General features: G+C 45.4%; 19 protein-coding genes. 14 read left to right on the top strand and 5 right to left on the bottom strand.

From position 1 onward, the window contains the following. Positions 1-143 precede the first annotated feature (143 nt). Positions 144-689 carry a hypothetical protein gene (locus M0Q51_11390; protein MCK9400580.1) on the top strand — a complete coding sequence of 182 codons (546 nt, stop codon included), beginning with the start codon at positions 144-146 and terminating at the stop codon, positions 687-689. 11 nt (positions 690-700) lie between these two features. Here M0Q51_11390 and purE read toward each other — a convergent pair whose 3' ends face one another. Continuing rightward, positions 701-1,210 (bottom strand): 5-(carboxyamino)imidazole ribonucleotide mutase, encoded by a 510-nt coding sequence (gene purE, locus M0Q51_11385; GenBank protein MCK9400579.1) that lies wholly within the window; start codon positions 1,208-1,210, stop codon positions 701-703. 204 nt (positions 1,211-1,414) lie between these two features. Between purE and M0Q51_11380 the strand changes: the two genes are divergently transcribed. The 3 genes from M0Q51_11380 to M0Q51_11370 all read left to right on the top strand — a co-directional run bounded on the left by M0Q51_11380 (position 1,415) and on the right by M0Q51_11370 (position 3,661). Continuing rightward, a complete protein-coding gene (locus M0Q51_11380) occupies positions 1,415-1,948 on the top strand; it encodes a hypoxanthine phosphoribosyltransferase (GenBank protein ID MCK9400578.1) in 534 nt (177 codons plus the stop codon). A gap of 121 nt (positions 1,949-2,069) precedes the next feature. After that, the gene (gene obgE / locus M0Q51_11375) at positions 2,070-3,071 is read left to right on the top strand and encodes a GTPase ObgE (protein MCK9400577.1); all 1,002 of its coding nucleotides are present in this window, start codon (positions 2,070-2,072) and stop codon (positions 3,069-3,071) included. A gap of 14 nt (positions 3,072-3,085) precedes the next feature. Continuing rightward, positions 3,086-3,661: a phosphatase PAP2 family protein gene (locus tag M0Q51_11370; protein MCK9400576.1), complete on the top strand. Its 576-nt coding sequence runs from the start codon at positions 3,086-3,088 to the stop codon at positions 3,659-3,661. Between the two features lie 16 nt (positions 3,662-3,677). On the opposite strand, the gene M0Q51_11365 is transcribed toward M0Q51_11370, so the two are convergent. Both M0Q51_11365 and M0Q51_11360 read right to left on the bottom strand, forming a co-directional pair. Beyond that, a complete protein-coding gene (locus tag M0Q51_11365; GenBank protein MCK9400575.1) occupies positions 3,678-4,139 on the bottom strand; it encodes a pyridoxamine 5'-phosphate oxidase family protein in 462 nt (153 codons plus the stop codon). After that, positions 4,108-4,494: a phage holin family protein gene (locus tag M0Q51_11360; GenBank protein ID MCK9400574.1), complete on the bottom strand. Its 387-nt coding sequence runs from the start codon at positions 4,492-4,494 to the stop codon at positions 4,108-4,110. The genes M0Q51_11365 and M0Q51_11360 overlap by 32 nt, the downstream gene beginning before the upstream one ends. Before the next feature lie 173 nt (positions 4,495-4,667). On the opposite strand from M0Q51_11360, the gene trxB reads away from it, so the two are divergent. From trxB to M0Q51_11320, 8 genes are all read left to right on the top strand, one after another. Continuing rightward, on the top strand, positions 4,668-5,621 hold the full coding sequence (trxB, locus tag M0Q51_11355; protein MCK9400573.1) for a thioredoxin-disulfide reductase: 954 nt from the start codon (positions 4,668-4,670) through the stop codon (positions 5,619-5,621). Position 5,622: 1 nt separating this feature from the next. Beyond that, positions 5,623-6,561, top strand: coding sequence for a cation diffusion facilitator family transporter (locus M0Q51_11350; protein MCK9400572.1), 939 nt, complete (start codon positions 5,623-5,625; stop codon positions 6,559-6,561). A gap of 20 nt (positions 6,562-6,581) precedes the next feature. Continuing rightward, complete coding sequence (purL, locus tag M0Q51_11345; GenBank protein MCK9400571.1) at positions 6,582-10,265, top strand: phosphoribosylformylglycinamidine synthase; 3,684 nt, start codon at positions 6,582-6,584, stop codon at positions 10,263-10,265. A gap of 133 nt (positions 10,266-10,398) precedes the next feature. Then, positions 10,399-11,277: a bifunctional methionine sulfoxide reductase B/A protein gene (locus M0Q51_11340; GenBank protein ID MCK9400570.1), complete on the top strand. Its 879-nt coding sequence runs from the start codon at positions 10,399-10,401 to the stop codon at positions 11,275-11,277. Further along, positions 11,250-12,185, top strand: coding sequence for a DUF1295 domain-containing protein (locus M0Q51_11335; GenBank protein ID MCK9400569.1), 936 nt, complete (start codon positions 11,250-11,252; stop codon positions 12,183-12,185). The genes M0Q51_11340 and M0Q51_11335 overlap by 28 nt, the downstream gene beginning before the upstream one ends. A gap of 48 nt (positions 12,186-12,233) precedes the next feature. Further along, complete coding sequence (locus M0Q51_11330; GenBank protein ID MCK9400568.1) at positions 12,234-13,067, top strand: S9 family peptidase; 834 nt, start codon at positions 12,234-12,236, stop codon at positions 13,065-13,067. Beyond that, positions 13,064-13,822, top strand: coding sequence for an SDR family NAD(P)-dependent oxidoreductase (locus M0Q51_11325; protein MCK9400567.1), 759 nt, complete (start codon positions 13,064-13,066; stop codon positions 13,820-13,822). Before M0Q51_11330 ends, M0Q51_11325 begins: the two co-directional genes overlap by 4 nt. 129 nt (positions 13,823-13,951) lie before the next feature. Further along, positions 13,952-15,715, top strand: coding sequence for a long-chain fatty acid--CoA ligase (locus tag M0Q51_11320; GenBank protein ID MCK9400566.1), 1,764 nt, complete (start codon positions 13,952-13,954; stop codon positions 15,713-15,715). Positions 15,716-15,721: 6 nt separating this feature from the next. Here M0Q51_11320 and holA read toward each other — a convergent pair whose 3' ends face one another. Both holA and M0Q51_11310 read right to left on the bottom strand, forming a co-directional pair. Continuing rightward, positions 15,722-16,720 carry a DNA polymerase III subunit delta gene (gene holA, locus M0Q51_11315; GenBank protein ID MCK9400565.1) on the bottom strand — a complete coding sequence of 333 codons (999 nt, stop codon included), beginning with the start codon at positions 16,718-16,720 and terminating at the stop codon, positions 15,722-15,724. An 8-nt stretch (positions 16,721-16,728) separates the two neighbouring features. After that, the gene (locus M0Q51_11310; protein ID MCK9400564.1) at positions 16,729-17,499 is read right to left on the bottom strand and encodes an AMP nucleosidase; all 771 of its coding nucleotides are present in this window, start codon (positions 17,497-17,499) and stop codon (positions 16,729-16,731) included. A 137-nt stretch (positions 17,500-17,636) separates the two neighbouring features. On the opposite strand from M0Q51_11310, the gene M0Q51_11305 reads away from it, so the two are divergent. Together M0Q51_11305 and M0Q51_11300 are read left to right on the top strand one after the other, a co-directional pair. After that, complete coding sequence (locus M0Q51_11305) at positions 17,637-18,092, top strand: type I restriction enzyme HsdR N-terminal domain-containing protein (protein MCK9400563.1); 456 nt, start codon at positions 17,637-17,639, stop codon at positions 18,090-18,092. 67 nt (positions 18,093-18,159) lie between these two features. Further along, the gene (locus M0Q51_11300) at positions 18,160-18,765 is read left to right on the top strand and encodes a SurA N-terminal domain-containing protein (protein MCK9400562.1); all 606 of its coding nucleotides are present in this window, start codon (positions 18,160-18,162) and stop codon (positions 18,763-18,765) included. The last annotated feature ends 52 nt before the right edge of the window (positions 18,766-18,817 follow it).

Below are 18,817 nucleotides of genomic sequence, written 5' to 3'. Positions count from 1 at the left end.
ATTTTCATCAATGCAAGTATCGGAAAATATTAACCCCATGTCAAATAAAGTTATAAAACGTTCTTTGGTCAGGTACTCTTTCATTATCTTTGGTCTGTTAATATGTTCATAACCGCTGAACAGTAACTAAAAAACTTAAAAACATGGAATTAATAAACAGAAAAGTTTTTTTTCTTATAAAGGAGTATGAAAAGTTAAAAGATGAACAAAACAAACGGATAGAATTTCGTGATCATATGATATACATCACACTAGGTGTATTTGGTGGTGTTTTTGCTTTCATTTTAGAAAAACCCGAATACAATATGGCATTACTTATAATTCCATTTGTATCTATAGTACTGGGTTGGACATATTTAATGAATGATGTAAAAGTATCAGAAATTGGTTTATATATTAAGAAAATTTTGATTCCGAAAATTGAAAATTCCAATTCTGACTCAACTATAAGTCTGATTCCAAATTGGGAAGATTATCATAAACTGACTCATCATCGAAATACAAACAAAACTATTCAATTGATTGTGGATATATTGCTTTTTTGCTTCGCTGCATTGTTTTCTATAGTTATATTTTTCTATCTTTCTTCTGAAATTAAATGTTTTCATATTATTTTAGGCTGTTTTGAAGCATTATTAATTTTTTATCTAACATTTAATTTTATAACTATATACCGTTTTTATAAATAATCTGACCAATTTCAACTGTCAACTTTAAAATCAAACTTCACTTTCCCCATCTCCTCATTTGCCTTGATGATTTTATCTTTCAAATCTTCCTTAAAATCAACTATTCTCTTCATAATTTCCTCATTTCCGGTCGAAATGATCTGTGCAGCGAGAATTCCAGCATTCCGGGCTCCATTGATAGCAACCGTTGCAACAGGAATTCCCGGTGGCATCTGGACAATGGCCAGTAACGAATCCAGCCCGTCAAGAGAGGATTTTACCGGCACGCCAATGACGGGTAGCGGAGTCATGGCGGCGATGACACCCGGCAGATGAGCTGCCATGCCGGCCCCGGCAATGATAACTTTGATGCCCCGGCCAGCCGCTGATTTGGCAAACTCTTCCACCTTGTCAGGCGTCCGGTGGGCCGATAATGCATTCATTTCAAAAGGAATCTGAAGTTCGTTCAGTACTTTGGCCGCTTCTTCCATCACCGGGAGATCGGAAGTGGAGCCCATGATTATGCTGACAAGAGGAACCATATTATAAGTTTTAAGTTTTGAGTGTTAAGGTTTAAGTCCGGGAATTTGTTATTCGAAAATTGAAATTTGATATTTGGAATCCTTGAACCAATATGGAATTAAAAACAAGATTCCTTTGCGAAACTTTGCGTCTACTCCGCGTAACTTTGCGAAATAACTTTATTTTTATACGCTTAATTAATCCAACCACTTTATCATTATTCCATGAAAACTATTAAAGTCAAAGATAAGGAATTTAAACTTTCAATTAAAGCCGAAGAAATCAATGAAGCTGTCGAAAGAATTGCGCTTCAGCTGAACCAGGACCTTAAAGGTAAAAAGCCAATCTTCCTTGTTGTACTAAACGGTGCTTTCATTTTTGCCGCCGACCTTTACCGGAAAATTGAAATCGAAAGCGAGATCAGTTTTGTAAAACTGGCCTCATACTCAGGCACGGAAACCACTTCAGAGGTGAAGGAACTGATCGGCCTGAACGAAAAGCTCAGGGGAAGAACGGTGGTCATTCTGGAAGATATTATCGATACCGGGACCACGATGCAGTACCTCATCAATAAACTCATGTATCAGGGCGTTTCCGAGGTTTTACTCGTCGCTCTCCTATTCAAACCAACCGCTTTCAGGGAGGACTTCCGGATCGATTACCTGGGATTGGAGATACCTAACGATTTCATTGTTGGCTATGGTTTGGATTATGATGGTTTCGGACGGAACTATGCCGATATTTATAAAATCTGTTAGGACGCTGAAAGGTCTGACGACGCTTTCAGGTCCCAAACGACCTTATGACCTGACAGCGTCGAAGACCTGTTAGTGTCATGAAAGATTTGCTTATCTTTGCAAAATAGCTTAATACCTTATCATGTCTTCCCCCAATTTCGTCGATTACGTTAAGATCCATTGCCAATCAGGTAAGGGAGGCGCTGGTTCAAAGCATCTCAACCGCGCGAAATATATTCCCAAAGGAGGTCCTGACGGTGGTGATGGCGGAAGGGGCGGCCATATTATCCTGAAAGGCAATAAGCAGCTCTGGACGCTGCTTCATCTTAAATTTACCAGACACCTGAAGGCAGGTAATGGCGAATCCGGTGGCAAATCATTGAGTACCGGCGCATACGGCGAAGATAAGATCATCGAAGTGCCACTGGGAACAGTGGCTAAACTTGTCGAAACAGAAGATGTCCTCTTCGAGATCACAGAACATGATGAGACTAAGATCCTGATGCCCGGTGGAAGGGGTGGATTGGGTAATGATCATTTCAAAACATCCACCCACCAAACCCCCCGGTTTGCGCAACCCGGCGAACCGGGGCAGGAAGGCTGGATGATTTTGGAGCTGAAAATACTGGCCGATGTCGGCCTGGTCGGTTTTCCCAATGCTGGCAAATCTACCTTGCTCTCGGTGGTGTCGGCTGCTAAACCTGAAATTGCCGATTATCCTTTCACTACGCTTACACCCAATCTGGGCATCGTTTCCTATCGCGACGGAGCATCCTTCGTCATGGCCGATATCCCCGGTATCATTGAGGGCGCCCATGAAGGAAGGGGCCTCGGGCTTCGCTTTTTAAGGCATATCGAACGGAATTCTTTACTACTTTTCCTTATCCCGGCTGATTCAAAAGACATCATTAATGAATATGACATTCTCCTGAATGAATTGAAACAGTACAACCCGGAATTGATCGACAAACCCAGGCTACTGGCCATATCCAAATCTGACCTGCTCGATGCTGAATTGAAAACAGAAATGAAACTGGAACTTCCTAAAGTCAAAACTATCTTCATTTCTTCTATAACCGGCGAAGGGATGATGAAGTTAAAAGATATGATCTGGACGGAACTGAACCGTTATTCGGATGATTGATCAATATCAGGGCCATGTTGGAACAACTGAAATCAATCGATACTGATATTTTCCTTGCCATCAATGGCGCCCATTCTTCATTCTTCGACTTCCTTATGTTCTGGGCTTCTGATAAATGGATCTGGATTCCCTTATATATTTTTTTTGCTTACCTTCTATTCAGACATTACGGTAAGAGGGCATGGGTGCTGGTTCTTTTAGCAGGACTTGCCATTGTCCTCAGCGATTTATCAACCACACATCTATTCAAGCATGTATTCCACAGGCCGAGGCCCTGCCACGAACCATATCTGGAAGGAATTATCCACCTGGTAAACGGCCACTGCGGCGGCAAATATGGGTTTATCTCTTCCCACGCCAGCAATTCCTTTGCTTTGGCCACGTTTCTTTCATTACTGCTCTGGAAAAAGATCAGGTTCTTCACCCCCCTGATTATAGTTTGGGCTTTATTTCTATGCTATAGCCGGGTTTACCTGGGCGTTCATTACCCCGGAGATGTCATCGTGGGCGCCATATGGGGAGCCGGATTAGGAATTGCGGTTTGCGTGTTAAGTATCCGAATAATAAAAATACCCGAACTTAAACCTTAAACCTCAAAACTTAACACTAATACCCGTAGACTCGTCCTTCCATTTTTTTGATCGGGACCTTAAAAACCATCACTTCTTTTATTGAAGGGGCATTATAATCAAACTTCCGGTCGGCATAATGCGCCATGATGATATTCAGGATATTGATCTTTTCTTCCGGATCTTCTACAAATTCGGCCTTTCCGTGCACCAGCACACTCCGGTACCGCATGCTCCAGCTGCAGGCTACCTCTTCTGTCACATAACGCAACTCATGGTCGGTGCTGAAAACAATACACACATCAGCCTTATTTTTCAATACATCAACCTTTTTACCCTTTGCCGATCCGTGAAAATAGACATGATCACCGGCAAAACCGAAATTCATCGGTATAACATAAGGCTTTCCTTCAGGGTCGACCATGGCAATACAGCAGGTCTGGCATTTCCGGATTATAGTCTCCAGTTCAGGCTTTGAAATTATCGGACGGTTTTTCATGTTCGTGTCGTCTTACAATCGTTGTTGAACTTGTTCCAAACAAAGCAGCAATGATACTCAGGATCACACTGAAGAGAAGCGCCCACCAGAAACCTTCCACAACAAATCCCGGGACTATCCTGCCGATCAGCATGATGATCAGCGCATTGATGACCAATAGGAAGAATCCCAGCGTGACAATCGTGACAGGGATGGTCAGGAAGATCAGTACTGGTCTGATGAATGTGTTAAGGATTGCTAAGGCAATCGCTACCATGACCGCAGTGGCGAAATTTTCCACATTTACTCCCGGTAAAAGCCAGGCCGTGATCAGGACGGCACAAGTGTAAACAAGCAAGCGTAAAATAATTCTCATGACCTTGAAGATTTCTGTTTCGATTTATCTGTCATGGTGCAAAGATAGTCATTAGTCATTGGTTAGGATTTATTAAATTGTGACTACTCAATGACTACTTTATGACCTTCTAATGACCAATGACCATTGACTATTTTTCCTAACTTTGCCCCATCATACAAACAAACCAATTCATGAGCGAAAACATGGAACACATACACTGCCTGATCATCGGATCGGGTCCTGCTGGTTATACTGCTGCAATTTATGCCGCCAGGGCTGATTTGCATCCTGTAATTTATGAAGGCATTCAGCCCGGTGGCCAATTGACTACCACAACGGAAGTTGAGAATTACCCGGGATACCCGGATGGAGTAATGGGACCTGAAATGATGGAAGATTTTAAAAAACAGGCTGCGCGTTTTGGTACCGATATTCGTTTTGGTATTGTTACAGAAGTAAATCTTTCCAAACACCCGTTCATGGTAAAAGCCGATGATGGCAAAATGATGCTGGCCGATACGCTGATCATTGCCACCGGCGCCACAGCAAAATACCTTGGACTGGAATCGGAACAACGCTTTATGGGTGCCGGTGTTTCCGCTTGTGCTACCTGCGACGGATTCTTCTTTCGCGGAAAGGATGTCGTGGTGGTCGGCGGCGGCGATACAGCCGCCGAAGAAGCTTCCTACCTGGCCAAACTCTGCCGAAAGGTCCACCTGGTGCACCGCCGGGACGAGTTGAGGGCTTCCAAAGCCATGCAGAAAAGGATCGCTACAACGCCAAATATTGAACTTCACTGGAATAATGTTGTGAAAGAGATCGTTGGGACAGAAGAAGGCTTTAATAAAGCTGTAACCGGCGTCATCATCGAAAATGTGAAGAACGGCGAACAAAAGAAACTCGTAGTTGACGGATACTTTTCAGCTATTGGCCATAAGCCCAACTCCGATCTTTTTACAGGCATACTGGACATGAATGAAGTGGGTTATCTGATCACCAGGCCTGACTCCACTGAAACCAATATCCCGGGTGTGTTTGCCTGTGGTGACGTGCAGGACTGGAAATTTCGCCAGGCTGTGACGGCTGCCGGCACCGGTTGTATGGCTGCCCTGGAAGCTGAACGTTTTCTGGCCGCACAGAAATAGCATGGAAAGGAGGGAGAAGCTGATTGTCCGGGCCTCATGGGTCAGCATCGGCGGGAATGCGCTTCTCTCGGTGCTTAAAATTGTCATAGGATTAATCGCCGGAAGCCTTGCGGTAGTAGCCGACGGGATCGATTCTGCAGGCGATATTGTTGCCTCTGTTATCACCCTATTGACAGCTTATCTTATAACCCGTCCACCTGATCTTAAGTATGCTTATGGCTATGAAAGGGCCGATACAGTCGCATCCAAAGTGCTGGCCTTCATTGTTTTTTTCGCCGGTGCCCAAATAGCGATATCCACCATCCAGCGTCTGATCGAGGATATTCCAAGGGACATCCCTTCTTTTCTGGCCATTTATGTCACAATTGCTTCCATCTTCGGGAAGCTGATGCTAGCCTGGTATCAGGGCCACGTGGGTATAAAGACAGGTAGTCTGATGCTACAGGCAAATGCCCGCAATATGCTGGGTGATGTGATAATTTCTATTGCCGTACTGGTGGGCCTTTTCTTTACTTTTATCATGAAGATGCCCATATTTGATACAATTACGGCACTTGCTGTCAGTTTCTGGATAATGTATGTAGCCTATCGCATTTTCAGGGCATCAAGCCTTGAATTGATGGATGGCGTTGAAGATGCAAGCGTTTATGAAAGGATATTCACAGCCATTTCAAAGGTTGAAGGCGCTTCTAATCCCCACCGTGCAAGGGTCCGGAAGATAGGGCACAGGTATGTGGTTGCGGTGGATGTGGAAGTTGATGGGGATATTCCTGTTAAGCAAGCCCATCAACTGGCTCACCAGGTCGAAGAACAAATCAGGACGGAACTGGTGGATGTTTATGATGTATTGGTCCATACAGAACCGGTTGGCGATGATGCTACTGAAGAAAAATTCGGTATATCGCAGGAAAACCTGCAGAAGTTGAAAAAGAAAAAATAATACCATAAAAGTCCTTTTATATGGTCATATTCTATCAAAACAACCACTCAGTTATCTACGCAATTGGTAGCCGTATTCATCTGGCGAAAAAAGACCTGGAGAAACTTGCCTGGCTTTTCAGCGATGCTTCGATCCTGCTCTGGGACCAGGTTGAAGGAAATTTCATTGGCCCCCGAAAGGAAATGATCACGCCTTGGAGTACCAATGCGGTTGAAATAACTCAAAATATGGGCATTGAGGGGATTGAACGAATCGAAGAGTTCATCCCGGCAGAAGCCCATGCTTCCCATGATCCTATGCTGCAAAGGTTATACAAGGGACTTGACCAGGGTATTTTTACCATAGAGCATCAACCCGAACCGATTATTTATATTAAGGATATCAAAGTTTATAATCTCAAGGAAGGGCTTGCCCTGAGTGATGACGAAGTGGAATACCTCCTTGAAAGCGCCCGGAAACTTGGACGCAGCCTGACAGACAGCGAGGTTTATGGCTTTGCACAGGTGAATTCAGAACATTGCCGGCATAAGATTTTCAATGGCATTTTTATTATTGACGGAAATGAGCAACCGGAATCGCTCTTCTCCTTAATTAAAAAAACCTCTAAAATAAATCCCAACCGGATTATATCGGCTTATAAAGATAACGTGGCTTTCATTAAAGGCCCGGTGTTGGAAGAATTTGCTCCCATGACACAGGATAAGGCCGATTTTTTCCGGATAAGGGATATCAATTCTGTTATCTCCCTGAAAGCTGAAACGCACAACTTTCCTACGACTGTCGAACCTTTCAACGGAGCATCCACCGGAACAGGCGGGGAGATACGCGATCGAATGGCAGGGGGCAAGGCAAGTATCCCGCTCGCCGGGACGGCCGTTTACATGACCTCTTACTCCAGGCTTTCACCCGGAAGATCATGGGAGAAAAGCACCGAACCGCGTAATTGGCTCTATCAAACCCCTGAAGAGATCCTGATTAAAGCTTCCAATGGCGCCAGCGATTTCGGGAACAAGTTCGGCCAGCCGCTGATCTGCGGGAGTGTGCTGACTTTTGAGCACCAGGAAAACGGGAAAACATTCGGCTACGATAAAGTGATCATGCTGGCAGGTGGTGTCGGTACCGGAATTTTGGAAGACAGCCTGAAAGATGTTCCCGGAACAGGCGACCTGATCGTAGTCCTGGGCGGAGACAATTATCGCATCGGGATGGGAGGTGGAGCGGTATCTTCAGTTGCTACGGGCGAATATGGTAATACGATCGAGCTGAATGCCGTGCAGCGGGCTAATCCGGAAATGCAGAAACGGGTTTATAACGCCATCAGGGCGATGGCCGAATCGGGCGCTAACCCGGTCATTTCCATTCATGACCACGGTGCCGGCGGACACCTGAACTGCCTCTCCGAGCTGGTTGAAGAAACCGGAGGGACTATCGACATGAGTAAACTCCCCATCGGCGATCCAACCCTTTCCGATAAAGAGATCATCGGCAATGAATCACAGGAAAGAATGGGGCTCATTATTCATGAAAAGGACCTTCCGCTCCTGCAGCGCATTGCAGAAAGAGAAAGAGCCCCGCTTTATATAGTGGGCAAAACCACCGGCGATCACATCCTTTCTTTCATCAATAAAGAAGGGGAGAAGCCCATGCATTTGGAAATGGCCTATCTTTTTGGCAAACCGCCGAAAACTATCCTCGATGACCGGAGTGAGCCTGTTAAATTTGCTGAACCACAATACGATCCTGATAATCTTTATCAATACCTGGAGCAGGTTTTACAAATGGAAGCTGTAGCCTGTAAAGACTGGCTCACTAACAAAGTCGACCGCTCGGTTACGGGCAGGGTAGCCAGGCAGCAATGTGCCGGCGTTATCCAGCTCCCGCTCAATAACCTGGGGGTGGTTGCGCTCGATTACCAGGGCATCAGAGGTGTGGCTACTTCGCTTGGGCATGCTCCTGTGGCTGCGCTGGCCGATCCGGGCAAGGGTTCTGTGCTTTCGGTGGCCGAAGCCCTCACGAACCTCGTATGGGCTCCTATTGCAGATGGGCTCAAAGGGGTCTCGCTCAGCGCCAACTGGATGTGGCCGGCTAAGAACCCCGGTGAAGATGCCAGGCTGTATGCCGCTGTAAAACGAATCAGCGACTTTGCGATCAGCCTGGGCATTAATATCCCAACCGGAAAGGATTCATTGTCGATGACGCAGAAATATCCCGACGGCCAAAAAGTATTTGCCCCCGGAACAGTGATCATATCCGCTGTAGGCGAAGTTGAAGACATCCGGAAAGTGGTTGAACCGGTTTTGCAACCAGATGCTGACAGTACGATCATATACATTGATTTTTCTAAAGATGAATTCCATCTTGGTGGCAGCAGCTTTGCCCAGGTAGTTAATACCATCGGAACAAAAGTGCCTGGTGTTCCCGATCCGGATTATTTCGCAAAGGCGTTCGAAGCCATTCAGTTACTTATCCGGGAAAATCTCATACTGGCAGGACATGATATTTCAGCCGGCGGTCTGATCACCACCCTGCTCGAAATGACTTTCGGACGGAATGATACCGGACTTAAACTGGACCTGGATAAATTGGGTGAAAAAGATATTATCAGGTTGCTGTTGAATGAAAAACCGGGTGTCGTCATACAGGTGAAAGAAACCGGAAAGGTTTGCAGTTTCCTCGAAAAACAGCATCTGCAGTTTAAAGTTATCGGGAATCCGGCGGATACGAGGAAAATCCAGATCCATCATGATAGCTGGGATTATATTTTCGAAGTCGACCATCTCAGGGATGTCTGGTACCGGACCTCTTACCTGCTCGACCGCAGGCAGTGCGGCCCGGAACTGGCAAAAATCCGTTATGATAATTATAAAACGCAGGAATTATCATACAGGTTCCCGTCGAATTTCACCGGAATGTTTAATCAATACGGTATAGTCCAGTCGCGAAGGGATTCCGGCGGTGTCAAAGCAGCTATCATCAGGGAAAAAGGGGTGAATGGCGACCGCGAAATGGCCTGGTCGATGCACCTGGCCGGTTTTGATGTGAAGGACGTTCACATGACTGACCTGATTGCAGGCCGGGAGAATCTGGAAGATATTAACTTCATCGTTTTTGTAGGCGGATTTTCAAACAGTGATGTTCTTGGTTCAGCGAAGGGCTGGGCCGGGGCTTTCCTGTTCAATCCCAAAGCTAAAGAGGCCCTCGATAAATTCTATGCCCGGCCCGATACGCTGAGCCTGGGTATCTGCAACGGTTGCCAGGTGATGGTAGAGTTAGGACTGGTTTACCCCGAGCATGCCCATCTGCCAAAAATGCTGCTAAATGCCTCACACAAGTTTGAATCGGCTTTCCTGAATGTCGATATACAGGAAAACAAGAGCATCATGCTGAAGAGCCTGGCCGGTTCCCGGTTAGGCATATGGGTGGCTCATGGCGAAGGACGGTTCCAGTTACCTTATGACGAAGGCAAATACCATATCCCGGTGAAGTTTTCTTATGAAGATTATCCCGGCAATCCCAATGGGTCGGATTACGCAGCAGCAGGATTATGTTCGCACGACGGGCGTCACCTGGTGATGATGCCGCACATTGAAAGGGCCATACATCCCTGGAACTGGGCGTATTATCCATCAGAAAGGCATTCCGACCAGGTATCTCCCTGGATCGAGGCGTTTATTAACGCACGGAACTGGATTTTGAAGAAATAGAAAAGCTCCACCTCTTCGGCCGTCCCTATTTTTGAAAAATCATCAAACATTTTTCTTGAAAAATCGTTTATAAGGAAATGATTTTAAGATGAAAACAAGAATAATTTTCACCTTCATATTATTAATTCCGCTGATGAATTTAGCCCAGAATATAATGAATTACAACAAACTTACACCTGAAGAAGAGAGAGTTATCCTCGGGAAAGGTACTGAAATGCCCGGGACGGGTAAATACGTGAACAACAAGGAAGCAGGCACATACACCTGCAAGCAATGTGATGCACCCCTTTATAAATCCGAAGATAAATTCGATTCCCATTGCGGCTGGCCAGGTTTTGACGATGAGATCAAAGGCGCTGTAAGACGCATCCCTGATCCCGACGGAATGCGCACCGAAATCGTCTGTGCCAATTGCGGTGCACACCTTGGCCATGTGTTCACCGGTGAGAGCTTTACTGATAAAAATACCCGTCACTGCGTGAATTCGATTTCTATGAATTTCATTCCTTCTCAGCAAAATATCGAAGTAAAAAAAGAAAAAGCGATTTATGCCGGGGGATGTTTTTGGGGCGTCGAATACTTTATGCAGCAGAAGAAAGGCGTTATTTCAGTTACCTCAGGCTATATCGGGGGACATTCCGATAATCCTACCTATAAGGAAGTCTGTTATAACAACACGGGCCATGCCGAAGCGGTAGAAGTAGTTTTCGACTTGTCGCAGGTTACGTATGAAGAACTTACCAAACTGTTTTTTGAAATACATGACCCTACCCAAATCAATGGACAAGGCCCCGATATCGGAAACCAGTACCGGTCTGAAATATTTTATCTGAACGATGAGCAGAAAAAAGTGGCTGAAAATCTTATCTTGATTTTAAAAATCAAAGGTTTTAAAGTGGCCACAAAAGTCACGAAAGCCACAACCTTCTGGCCGGCAGAAGACTACCACCAGGATTATTACGAGCACAAAGGAACTTTGCCATATTGCCATGGATATACGAAGAGATTCTGAACTTTTCCTATCTTCGTCCCATGATGATAAAAACGACCCTCAACCGCACGGGGAGCATCTGGCTTAGCCTGTTTATCTATGTTCTGGCAATATTTTCAGCCGTGATAACTGCCAGGCTTTTCTCTCAATTCCATCCTCTGATCATGATAGCGGCAGCTGACTTTTCGGCCACTTTAGTGGTCTTTATCTTCTCTCTTGCTTTGAATAATTCCTCGGCTTATGACCCATACTGGAGCGTCAAGCCGTTTGTGATTGCCATGGCTTATTTCTTCATTTTCAATATGGAAAGCCTGAACTTGCGGCAATCGATGGTGATGACCGGAATTTTTCTTTATGGCCTCCGGCTGACTTCGAACTTTTACCGCGACTGGCCCGGATTCAGCCATGAAGACTGGCGGTATGTCGGTTTCAGGAAGAAATTCGGAAAAACATACTGGCTAATCAGTTTCCTTGCCATCCATCTTTTCCCTACCATCATGGTTTACCTGGGATGCATGGCCATGTTGCCGGTTTTTTCCAGCCGTGGTAATCCGCTGAACGGATGGGATATTTTTGCAGCGATCGTGCTGTTTGGATCAGTATTGTATGCATTTATTGCCGATGAACAATTACGAAGATTTCGCAATAAGCCGGTCAATAAAGGAAAGATCATTACTACCGGGCTATGGAATTATAGCCGCCACCCGAATTATTTCGGTGAGATATCTACCTGGTGGGGACTGGCTATGTTTGCTATTGCTGCAGGGTGTGAAAATTGGTGGATTCTGCTCGGACCGGTTGCCATCACCCTGATGTTCTTCTTTGCCAGTATACCCATGATCGAAAAGCGTCATCTTGAAAAAAGACCGGATTATCGTGACTATAAATCCAGGACCCCGGTCCTGCTTCCCTTGAAATTCCGTAAGTAATTAAACTTTTAGCATGCCGGATTGTTTGATAGAAAACTAAATCAAAAGATGATAATAAACCGGTTGATATATCTCGTATTTATTCTTTTACCGATTTTTATAAATGCCCAGAAGGACTACCGGGTCTATCCCGATGTCGTTTACGGGCATAAAGCAGGCATGGCGCTTACCTACGATGTTTTCCAGCCCGTGGAATCGGCCAATGGGGCCGGGATCATCCATATCGTTAGCGGTGGCTGGAATTCCCGCTACAATCCGCCCGATTCCGTGGTGGTGAATTACAAGCCGTTTCTTGATGCGGGTTTCACCGTTTATGCCTTGCGGCATGGCAGCAGCCCGCAGTTTAAGCTGCCTGAGACGGTCGACGATATCATTCTCGGGGCATGGAATATCCATGACAACGCAGAGAAATTTAACGTTGATTCTGCCCGCTTAGGTATTTTCGGGGGCAGCTCGGGAGGCCAACTGGCCCTGATGGCGGGCCTTTCCGGGGATAAACACCCTGTCAGCGCCATCGTGGCTTTTTTCCCGCCGGCTGACCTTAGGATCATCCCTGATTTTATGAAAGCCATGATCCCGGCTTTGGACTTTGACTCAACACTGGCAGCCAGTGTCTCCCCGGTCGGCTTTGCCAGCCCCGATGATCCGCCAACGCTGCTCATTCATGGGGATAAGGATTTTGTCGTCCAGCTCTGGCAATCTGAAAAAATGTACGCAGCCCTGCAGGAAAACCAGGTCATCTCCAAATTGATTATATATGAAGGAATGATGCACGGGAATAGCTACGGGGCAAAAGGAGAGTATTATGAAGAAACCACAAGGGAGATGGTCGGCTGGTTTCAGCATTATCTCACGGAAATAAATAAAACAGAAACACCATGACCAAAACCATTCTTATCACAGGAGCCACAGCAGGGATCGGCAAAGCCACCGCCTTCCGGTTTGCTGAAGAAAAATACAGGCTGATCCTTACAGGCCGGAGAAAGGAACTGCTGACCATTATTGCAGCAGAGCTTAAGGGAAAATACATGGCAGAGGTTTATCCCCTTTCATTTGATGTCAGGAAAAAAGCAGCGGTAGAAAATAGCCTTGACAGCCTTCCGGAGGATTGGAAAAAAATTGATATCCTCGTAAACAATGCCGGGCTGGCTGCCGGTCTCGATCCCGTCAACCTGGCCAGCACTGACGACTGGGACAACATGATTGATACGAATATTAAAGGATTGCTCTATGTTTCCAGGAAAATAATACCCTGGATGATAAGGCAGGGGAGCGGCCATATTTTCAACATTGGTTCCATCGCCGGCAAAGAAGTCTATGCTAAAGGCAGTGTTTATTCCGCAACCAAGCACGCGGTAGATGCCCTGACCAAAGGAATGCGCATCGATCTTTTACAATATGGTATCAAGGTAACCCAAATCTGTCCAGGCGCTGTTGAAACAGAATTTTCAAACGTCAGATTTAAGGGAGACATGGAAAGGGCAAAGCAGATTTACTCAGGCTATGAGCCATTACAGGGCGGGGATGTCGCAGAGATCATCCATTTCATCTCCACCCTTCCGGCGCGGGTCAATGTCAATGATATCCTGGTAATGCCACAGGCCCAGGCTAATGTAACAACGTTTCATAAAATCTGATTTTTTCTTGTTTTTTTAATTTCAACATTTATTACTTTTAAGCCTCGTTTCAGGCGAGTCATATCTAAAATCCTATATAGAAATAAATTAATTATATTTGCACGCTTTTAGGATTCCAAACCAAATTACATGGAAGTTACCAGGCTTTTTGATCTTCTTCCTTATTATAAAAACAGTTTCAAGCCGAAAGATGATGTGCTTGCCGGAAAAGAAGGCGGAATTTGGGTAAAATATTCCATCGACCAGTATATCGAAGCCGCCACCAATATCAGCTACGGATTACTTTACCTGGGGATCAAACCGGGAGATAAAATCGCGACGATCTCCAATAACAGGCCTGAATGGAACTTTCTCGATATGGGCATCTTGCAGATCGGCGCAGTGCATGTCCCGATCTATCCCACTATCAGCGAATCTGATTACAAGTACATCCTGGCCCACTCAGAGGTTAAGTTCGTATTTATTTCCGGTAAGGAAATTATGCGCAAGATCGAGCATATCTTGCTTGAAATTCCTGCTATACAGGGAATATTCACCTTTAAACCAATAGATGGGGTGAAGCTTCTGGACGAACTGATCGAATTGGGCAGGTCAAATCCCCAACCGGATAAAGTTGAATTGCTAAAAGCTGCCATAACCCCCAAAGACCTGGCAACACTGATTTATACTTCCGGCACGACCGGTTTCCCTAAAGGGGTAATGCTGACCCATCAGAATATCCTCAGTAATGTGATGGGGGTGAAGCATATTTTCCCTGTCGATGAAAGTTGCAAAGGTATCAGCTATCTCCCTCTCTGCCACGTTTATGAAAGGATGGACATTTACACCTATCATTACCTGGGTATGTCTATTTATTACGCTGAGAACATGGGAACAATCGCCGACAACATCAGGGAGGTCAAACCTGAGATATTTACTACCGTTCCGCGGCTCCTTGAGAAAGTGTACGACAAGATCATTGCTAAAGGAAGCCAGCTTAAAGGCTTTAAAAAAGGTGTTTTTTTCTGGGCAGTCACTTTAGCCAACCATTATGAACTCGAAGGCAAAAGCTGGCTCTACCTGGCCCAGCTAAGGCTTGCGGATAGGCTCGTTTTTACTAAATGGCGCGAAGCGCTGGGAGGAAATGTAAGGGTAATCGTATCCGGCGGCGCTGCCCTTCAGCCCAGGCTGGCTAAAATCTTTACCGCTGCCGGTATCCCCATCCTCGAAGGTTATGGCCTCACCGAAACCTCACCGGTCATTGCAGTCAACACACTGGAAAAGGGTGGAAGGATGTTCGGTACAGTGGGAAAACCCCTGAGTAATGTCGATGTCAAAATAGCTACTGATGGAGAGATCCTTGCCAAAGGATCCAACATCATGATGGGTTATTTTAAGGACGCTGAAATGACATCCCAGGCTATTGAACCTGACGGCTGGTTCCATACCGGCGATGTGGGAAAACTGGAACCTGAAGGCCACCTGCGCATCACCGGGCGAAAGAAAGAGATATTCAAGACTTCACTCGGCAAATATATCAGCCCCCAATTACTTGAAAATAAATTCAAAGAATCACATTTTATCGACGGCATCATAATCCTGGGCGAAAATCAGAAATATGCCGCTGCCCTCGTGGTGCCTGATTTTAACCACCTCCGCTCCTGGTGCGAACACAAAAGCATCGAATATTCCTCCGATAAGGAAATGATCAAAAACCCCATCGTCAAAAAGCGTTTCAGAAAAGAAATCGGTCATTTTAATAAATTCTTCGGAAATACAGAACAAATCCAGAATTTTGAGCTGATCGACCATGAATGGAGCCTTGAAACCGGTGAGCTGACCGCCAACCTCAAGCTGAAGAGGTCCTATATCCTCGACAAATACAAGGAGGAAGTAGAAAGACTTTTCAAGTAAAAATCATCAGTGCAGAATTTTGTAAACAAGTTCCCGGAGTAATTCACTTTCTTCGGTTGAACCGTTGTTCATCCCTTTTAAACGAAGGTCATATTCACGGAGTAAGCCGATGATGGCACGAAGACGCCTGAATGAATAGTTCTGTGCAGCCAAGGCGTAATCCTTTACGAAAAACGGATTCACGGAAAGCACCGAAGCGGCATTGTTCTTCGATTTATCTTTAAGCTGGTGGTAGATCATCAGTTTCATGAAGAAGCCAAACAGCACAGTCAGGACTACGATCATGGGGTTTTGCTTGGTATTGGCAGCAAAATAGTTGATGATCCGGTTGGCTTTTGCCACATCTTTGACGCCAAGAGCGTTCTGAAGTTCAAAAATATTATAATCCTTGCTGATACCGATGTTCCGTTCAATGAGCGCTGCGTCGATGGCACTTCCTGCCGGAAGGTTGATGAGCAGCTTCTCCAGCTCGTTGCTGATCCGGCCAAGGTCATTGCCAAGGTACTCGGCGAGCAGCTGGCAGCCTTCCGGCTTGATGGAATACCCTTTTTCCACGATCTGCTCATTGATCCAGCCTGGCACCTTGTACTCGTAAATCCTTGCCGATTCAAACAACACGCCGGCATTCTCGACGCTTTTCGCAAAACTTTTCCGCTGGTCGATTTTTCTATATTTATGGGCGATGACCAGGATAGTCGATGGCTGTGGCTTCTCCACGTAAGGTTGCAGGTTTTCAATTTTTTCGATATCCTGGGCTTCCCTGACAATGACCACCTGGTAATTAGCCATCATTGGAAAACGCCTGGCCATATCGATGATCGCCCCCGGATCGGTTTCACGGCCATATACCACGGTCTGGTTGAATTCTTTTTCCGCATCGGTGAGGACACTTTCCTCGATCAACCCGGTGATGACATCAATGAAATACGGCTCTTCCCCATGAAGTAAATAAATAGGGTGATAAATTTTCCGTTTTATGTCGCCGATAATCTGTTCAAAAGTCATAGAAGATATTAAAAACGAAGGTGTTTTACTGTAAGGCCGTCATTGATAAGTTGGTTCAGGGAGTCGATCCCGATCCGGAGGTGATCTTCCACATGGTCACGGTTGACTTGCCGGTCTATCTCTTCAGTTTTGATACCGTCAGGGATCATGGGCTGGTCGCTTACCAGCAGAAGCGCGCCGGATGGGATACCGTTGGCAAAACCAACAATAAAGAGTGTTGCAGTTTCCATATCGATGGCCATGCAGCGCATTTTGCGGAGATGCTCCTTGAAGTCTTCATCATATTCCCACACCCGCCTGTTGGTAGTGTAAACGGTTCCGGTCCAGTAGTCATGGTTATGATCGCGGATGGTAGTGGAAACCGCCTTTTGCAAGTTAAAAGCAGGTAATGCCGGCACCTCGGGCGGGAAATAGTCATCGGAAGTACCATCGCCGCGTATAGCTGCGATAGGCAGGATCAGGTCACCAATCTCATTCTTTTTTTTCAACCCACCGCATTTGCCCAGGAAAAGTGCTGCCCTGGGCTCAACAGCCCCCAGTAAATCCATGATTGTTGCTGCATTGGAACTCCCCATGCCGAAATTGATGATCGTAATGTCATTTGCCGTGGCATTGGGCATCGGACGGTCTTTACCGATGACAGGGATCTGGTGCCAGGCGGCAAACAAATCGACATAATGATCAAAGTTGGTCAACAGGATATACTTTCCGAAATCTTTTAACGCCTTTCCGGTGTACCTTGGCAACCAGTTCCTGACAATATCCTCTTTGGTTTTCATTCCTGGTTTTTTCTGCAAATTTAGCTTTTTCGCACAAAGTCTGGTGGACAACTCAAAAACCATTATAAAAATCTGAAGGCCGTTTTTTTTATATTTGTCCGTCCCAATCAAGGAACTCACACTGATATTATCTGCAAATGATCAAACTTAATTTCCCGGATTATACATTCACCATAAAAGATCATGATGGAAAGCCTGTCATTTTCGATCTTGTCAGAAAAAAATATGTGGCCCTGACACCGGAAGAATGGGTCAGGCAGCATGTGATTCAATACCTGAAACAGGAAAAGCAGGTCCCTTTATCATTGATCAGTGTAGAATCGGAGATCCGTTTGTATAAGACCCGGAAACGGTTTGATATAGCCGTCTTCGGCCGGAACGGGCAGGCACTGCTTGTTGTAGAATGTAAATCACCATCGGTGGCTGTCACGCAAAATGTCCTTGACCAGGCTGTCCGATATAACTTCACGATGAAAGTTGGCTTTCTGATGCTTACCAATGGCCTGCAGCATATTTACTGCCAAATAGATACAGAAACGGGAAACATCAGGATTATTGATGATCTGCCTGGTTTTATAAGTTTTCGGTACTAAATATACAAAAATCCGGGGACAGATAAAAAAATATTTTTACATTTGCCTTGCAATAAAACCAAATCTTATGAATCTGAAATATACAATTATCAAGGTGGTTCTTTCCATCATCATTGTTGTTCTGGCGTATATGATTTATGAAAGCATTATGCGGCCTGTCAGGTTTAATAAAGCCACCGCCGAAAGGGAGGCAAAAGTCATCGCACGGTTGATCGATCTGAGGACCGTCCAGCAATTTTATAAAAGAGAACATAATAAATACGCTGCCAGTTTCGAAACCCTGATCAATTTTCTGAAAACCGGGGAAATACCAATGGTGAAAATGATCCCGGACCCTAATGATACGACTTTCAGCAAAACCATCAGCGATACCCTTGGATATGTGAAAGTGGCAGACTCTTTATTCAGCAAAAGGCCAAATTTCAATCTTGATTCCCTTAAATATATACCTTTCTCGGATGGAATAACATTTGATCTGGCCGCCGGCGAAATCGACAGGGGGGGTATTAAGGTCGGGGTCTATGAAATCAAAGCGCCTTATTCAAATTACATGAGAGGCCTTGACAGACAATTAGTCATCAACCTTACCAAATCAAAAGAAGATGTCGATCGCTACCCGGGATTGAAGGTGGGATCGATGGAAGAACCATCGACTGACGGGAATTGGGAATAATCATTACCTTTGAGATTAACTGACGGAAATGGTTCCGCCGGCATACCCTGCC

This window comes from Bacteroidales bacterium, assembly GCA_023229505.1.
Lineage (GTDB): Bacteria > Bacteroidota > Bacteroidia > Bacteroidales > JAGOPY01 > JAGOPY01.
This window is presented reverse-complemented; position numbering and strand designations above follow the sequence as displayed.

Excerpts from the sequence above, each read along its gene's own strand:
- M0Q51_11350 (MCK9400572.1), top strand. The coding sequence starts at position 5,623 with ATGGAAAGGAGGGAGAAGCTGATTGTCCGGGCCTCATGGGTCAGCATC.
- M0Q51_11300 (MCK9400562.1), top strand. The coding sequence starts at position 18,160 with ATGAATCTGAAATATACAATTATCAAGGTGGTTCTTTCCATCATCATT.
- holA (MCK9400565.1), bottom strand. The coding sequence starts at position 16,720 with ATGACTTTTGAACAGATTATCGGCGACATAAAACGGAAAATTTATCAC.
- M0Q51_11340 (MCK9400570.1), top strand. The coding sequence starts at position 10,399 with ATGAATTTAGCCCAGAATATAATGAATTACAACAAACTTACACCTGAA.
- trxB (MCK9400573.1), top strand. The coding sequence starts at position 4,668 with ATGAGCGAAAACATGGAACACATACACTGCCTGATCATCGGATCGGGT.
- obgE (MCK9400577.1), top strand. The coding sequence starts at position 2,070 with ATGTCTTCCCCCAATTTCGTCGATTACGTTAAGATCCATTGCCAATCA.
- M0Q51_11370 (MCK9400576.1), top strand. The coding sequence starts at position 3,086 with ATGTTGGAACAACTGAAATCAATCGATACTGATATTTTCCTTGCCATC.
- M0Q51_11320 (MCK9400566.1), top strand. The coding sequence starts at position 13,952 with ATGGAAGTTACCAGGCTTTTTGATCTTCTTCCTTATTATAAAAACAGT.
- purL (MCK9400571.1), top strand. The coding sequence starts at position 6,582 with ATGGTCATATTCTATCAAAACAACCACTCAGTTATCTACGCAATTGGT.
- M0Q51_11390 (MCK9400580.1), top strand. The coding sequence starts at position 144 with ATGGAATTAATAAACAGAAAAGTTTTTTTTCTTATAAAGGAGTATGAA.
- M0Q51_11330 (MCK9400568.1), top strand. The coding sequence starts at position 12,234 with ATGATAATAAACCGGTTGATATATCTCGTATTTATTCTTTTACCGATT.
- purE (MCK9400579.1), bottom strand. The coding sequence starts at position 1,210 with ATGGTTCCTCTTGTCAGCATAATCATGGGCTCCACTTCCGATCTCCCG.
- M0Q51_11365 (MCK9400575.1), bottom strand. The coding sequence starts at position 4,139 with ATGAAAAACCGTCCGATAATTTCAAAGCCTGAACTGGAGACTATAATC.
- M0Q51_11360 (MCK9400574.1), bottom strand. The coding sequence starts at position 4,494 with ATGAGAATTATTTTACGCTTGCTTGTTTACACTTGTGCCGTCCTGATC.
- M0Q51_11380 (MCK9400578.1), top strand. The coding sequence starts at position 1,415 with ATGAAAACTATTAAAGTCAAAGATAAGGAATTTAAACTTTCAATTAAA.
- M0Q51_11310 (MCK9400564.1), bottom strand. The coding sequence starts at position 17,499 with ATGAAAACCAAAGAGGATATTGTCAGGAACTGGTTGCCAAGGTACACC.
- M0Q51_11305 (MCK9400563.1), top strand. The coding sequence starts at position 17,637 with ATGATCAAACTTAATTTCCCGGATTATACATTCACCATAAAAGATCAT.
- M0Q51_11325 (MCK9400567.1), top strand. The coding sequence starts at position 13,064 with ATGACCAAAACCATTCTTATCACAGGAGCCACAGCAGGGATCGGCAAA.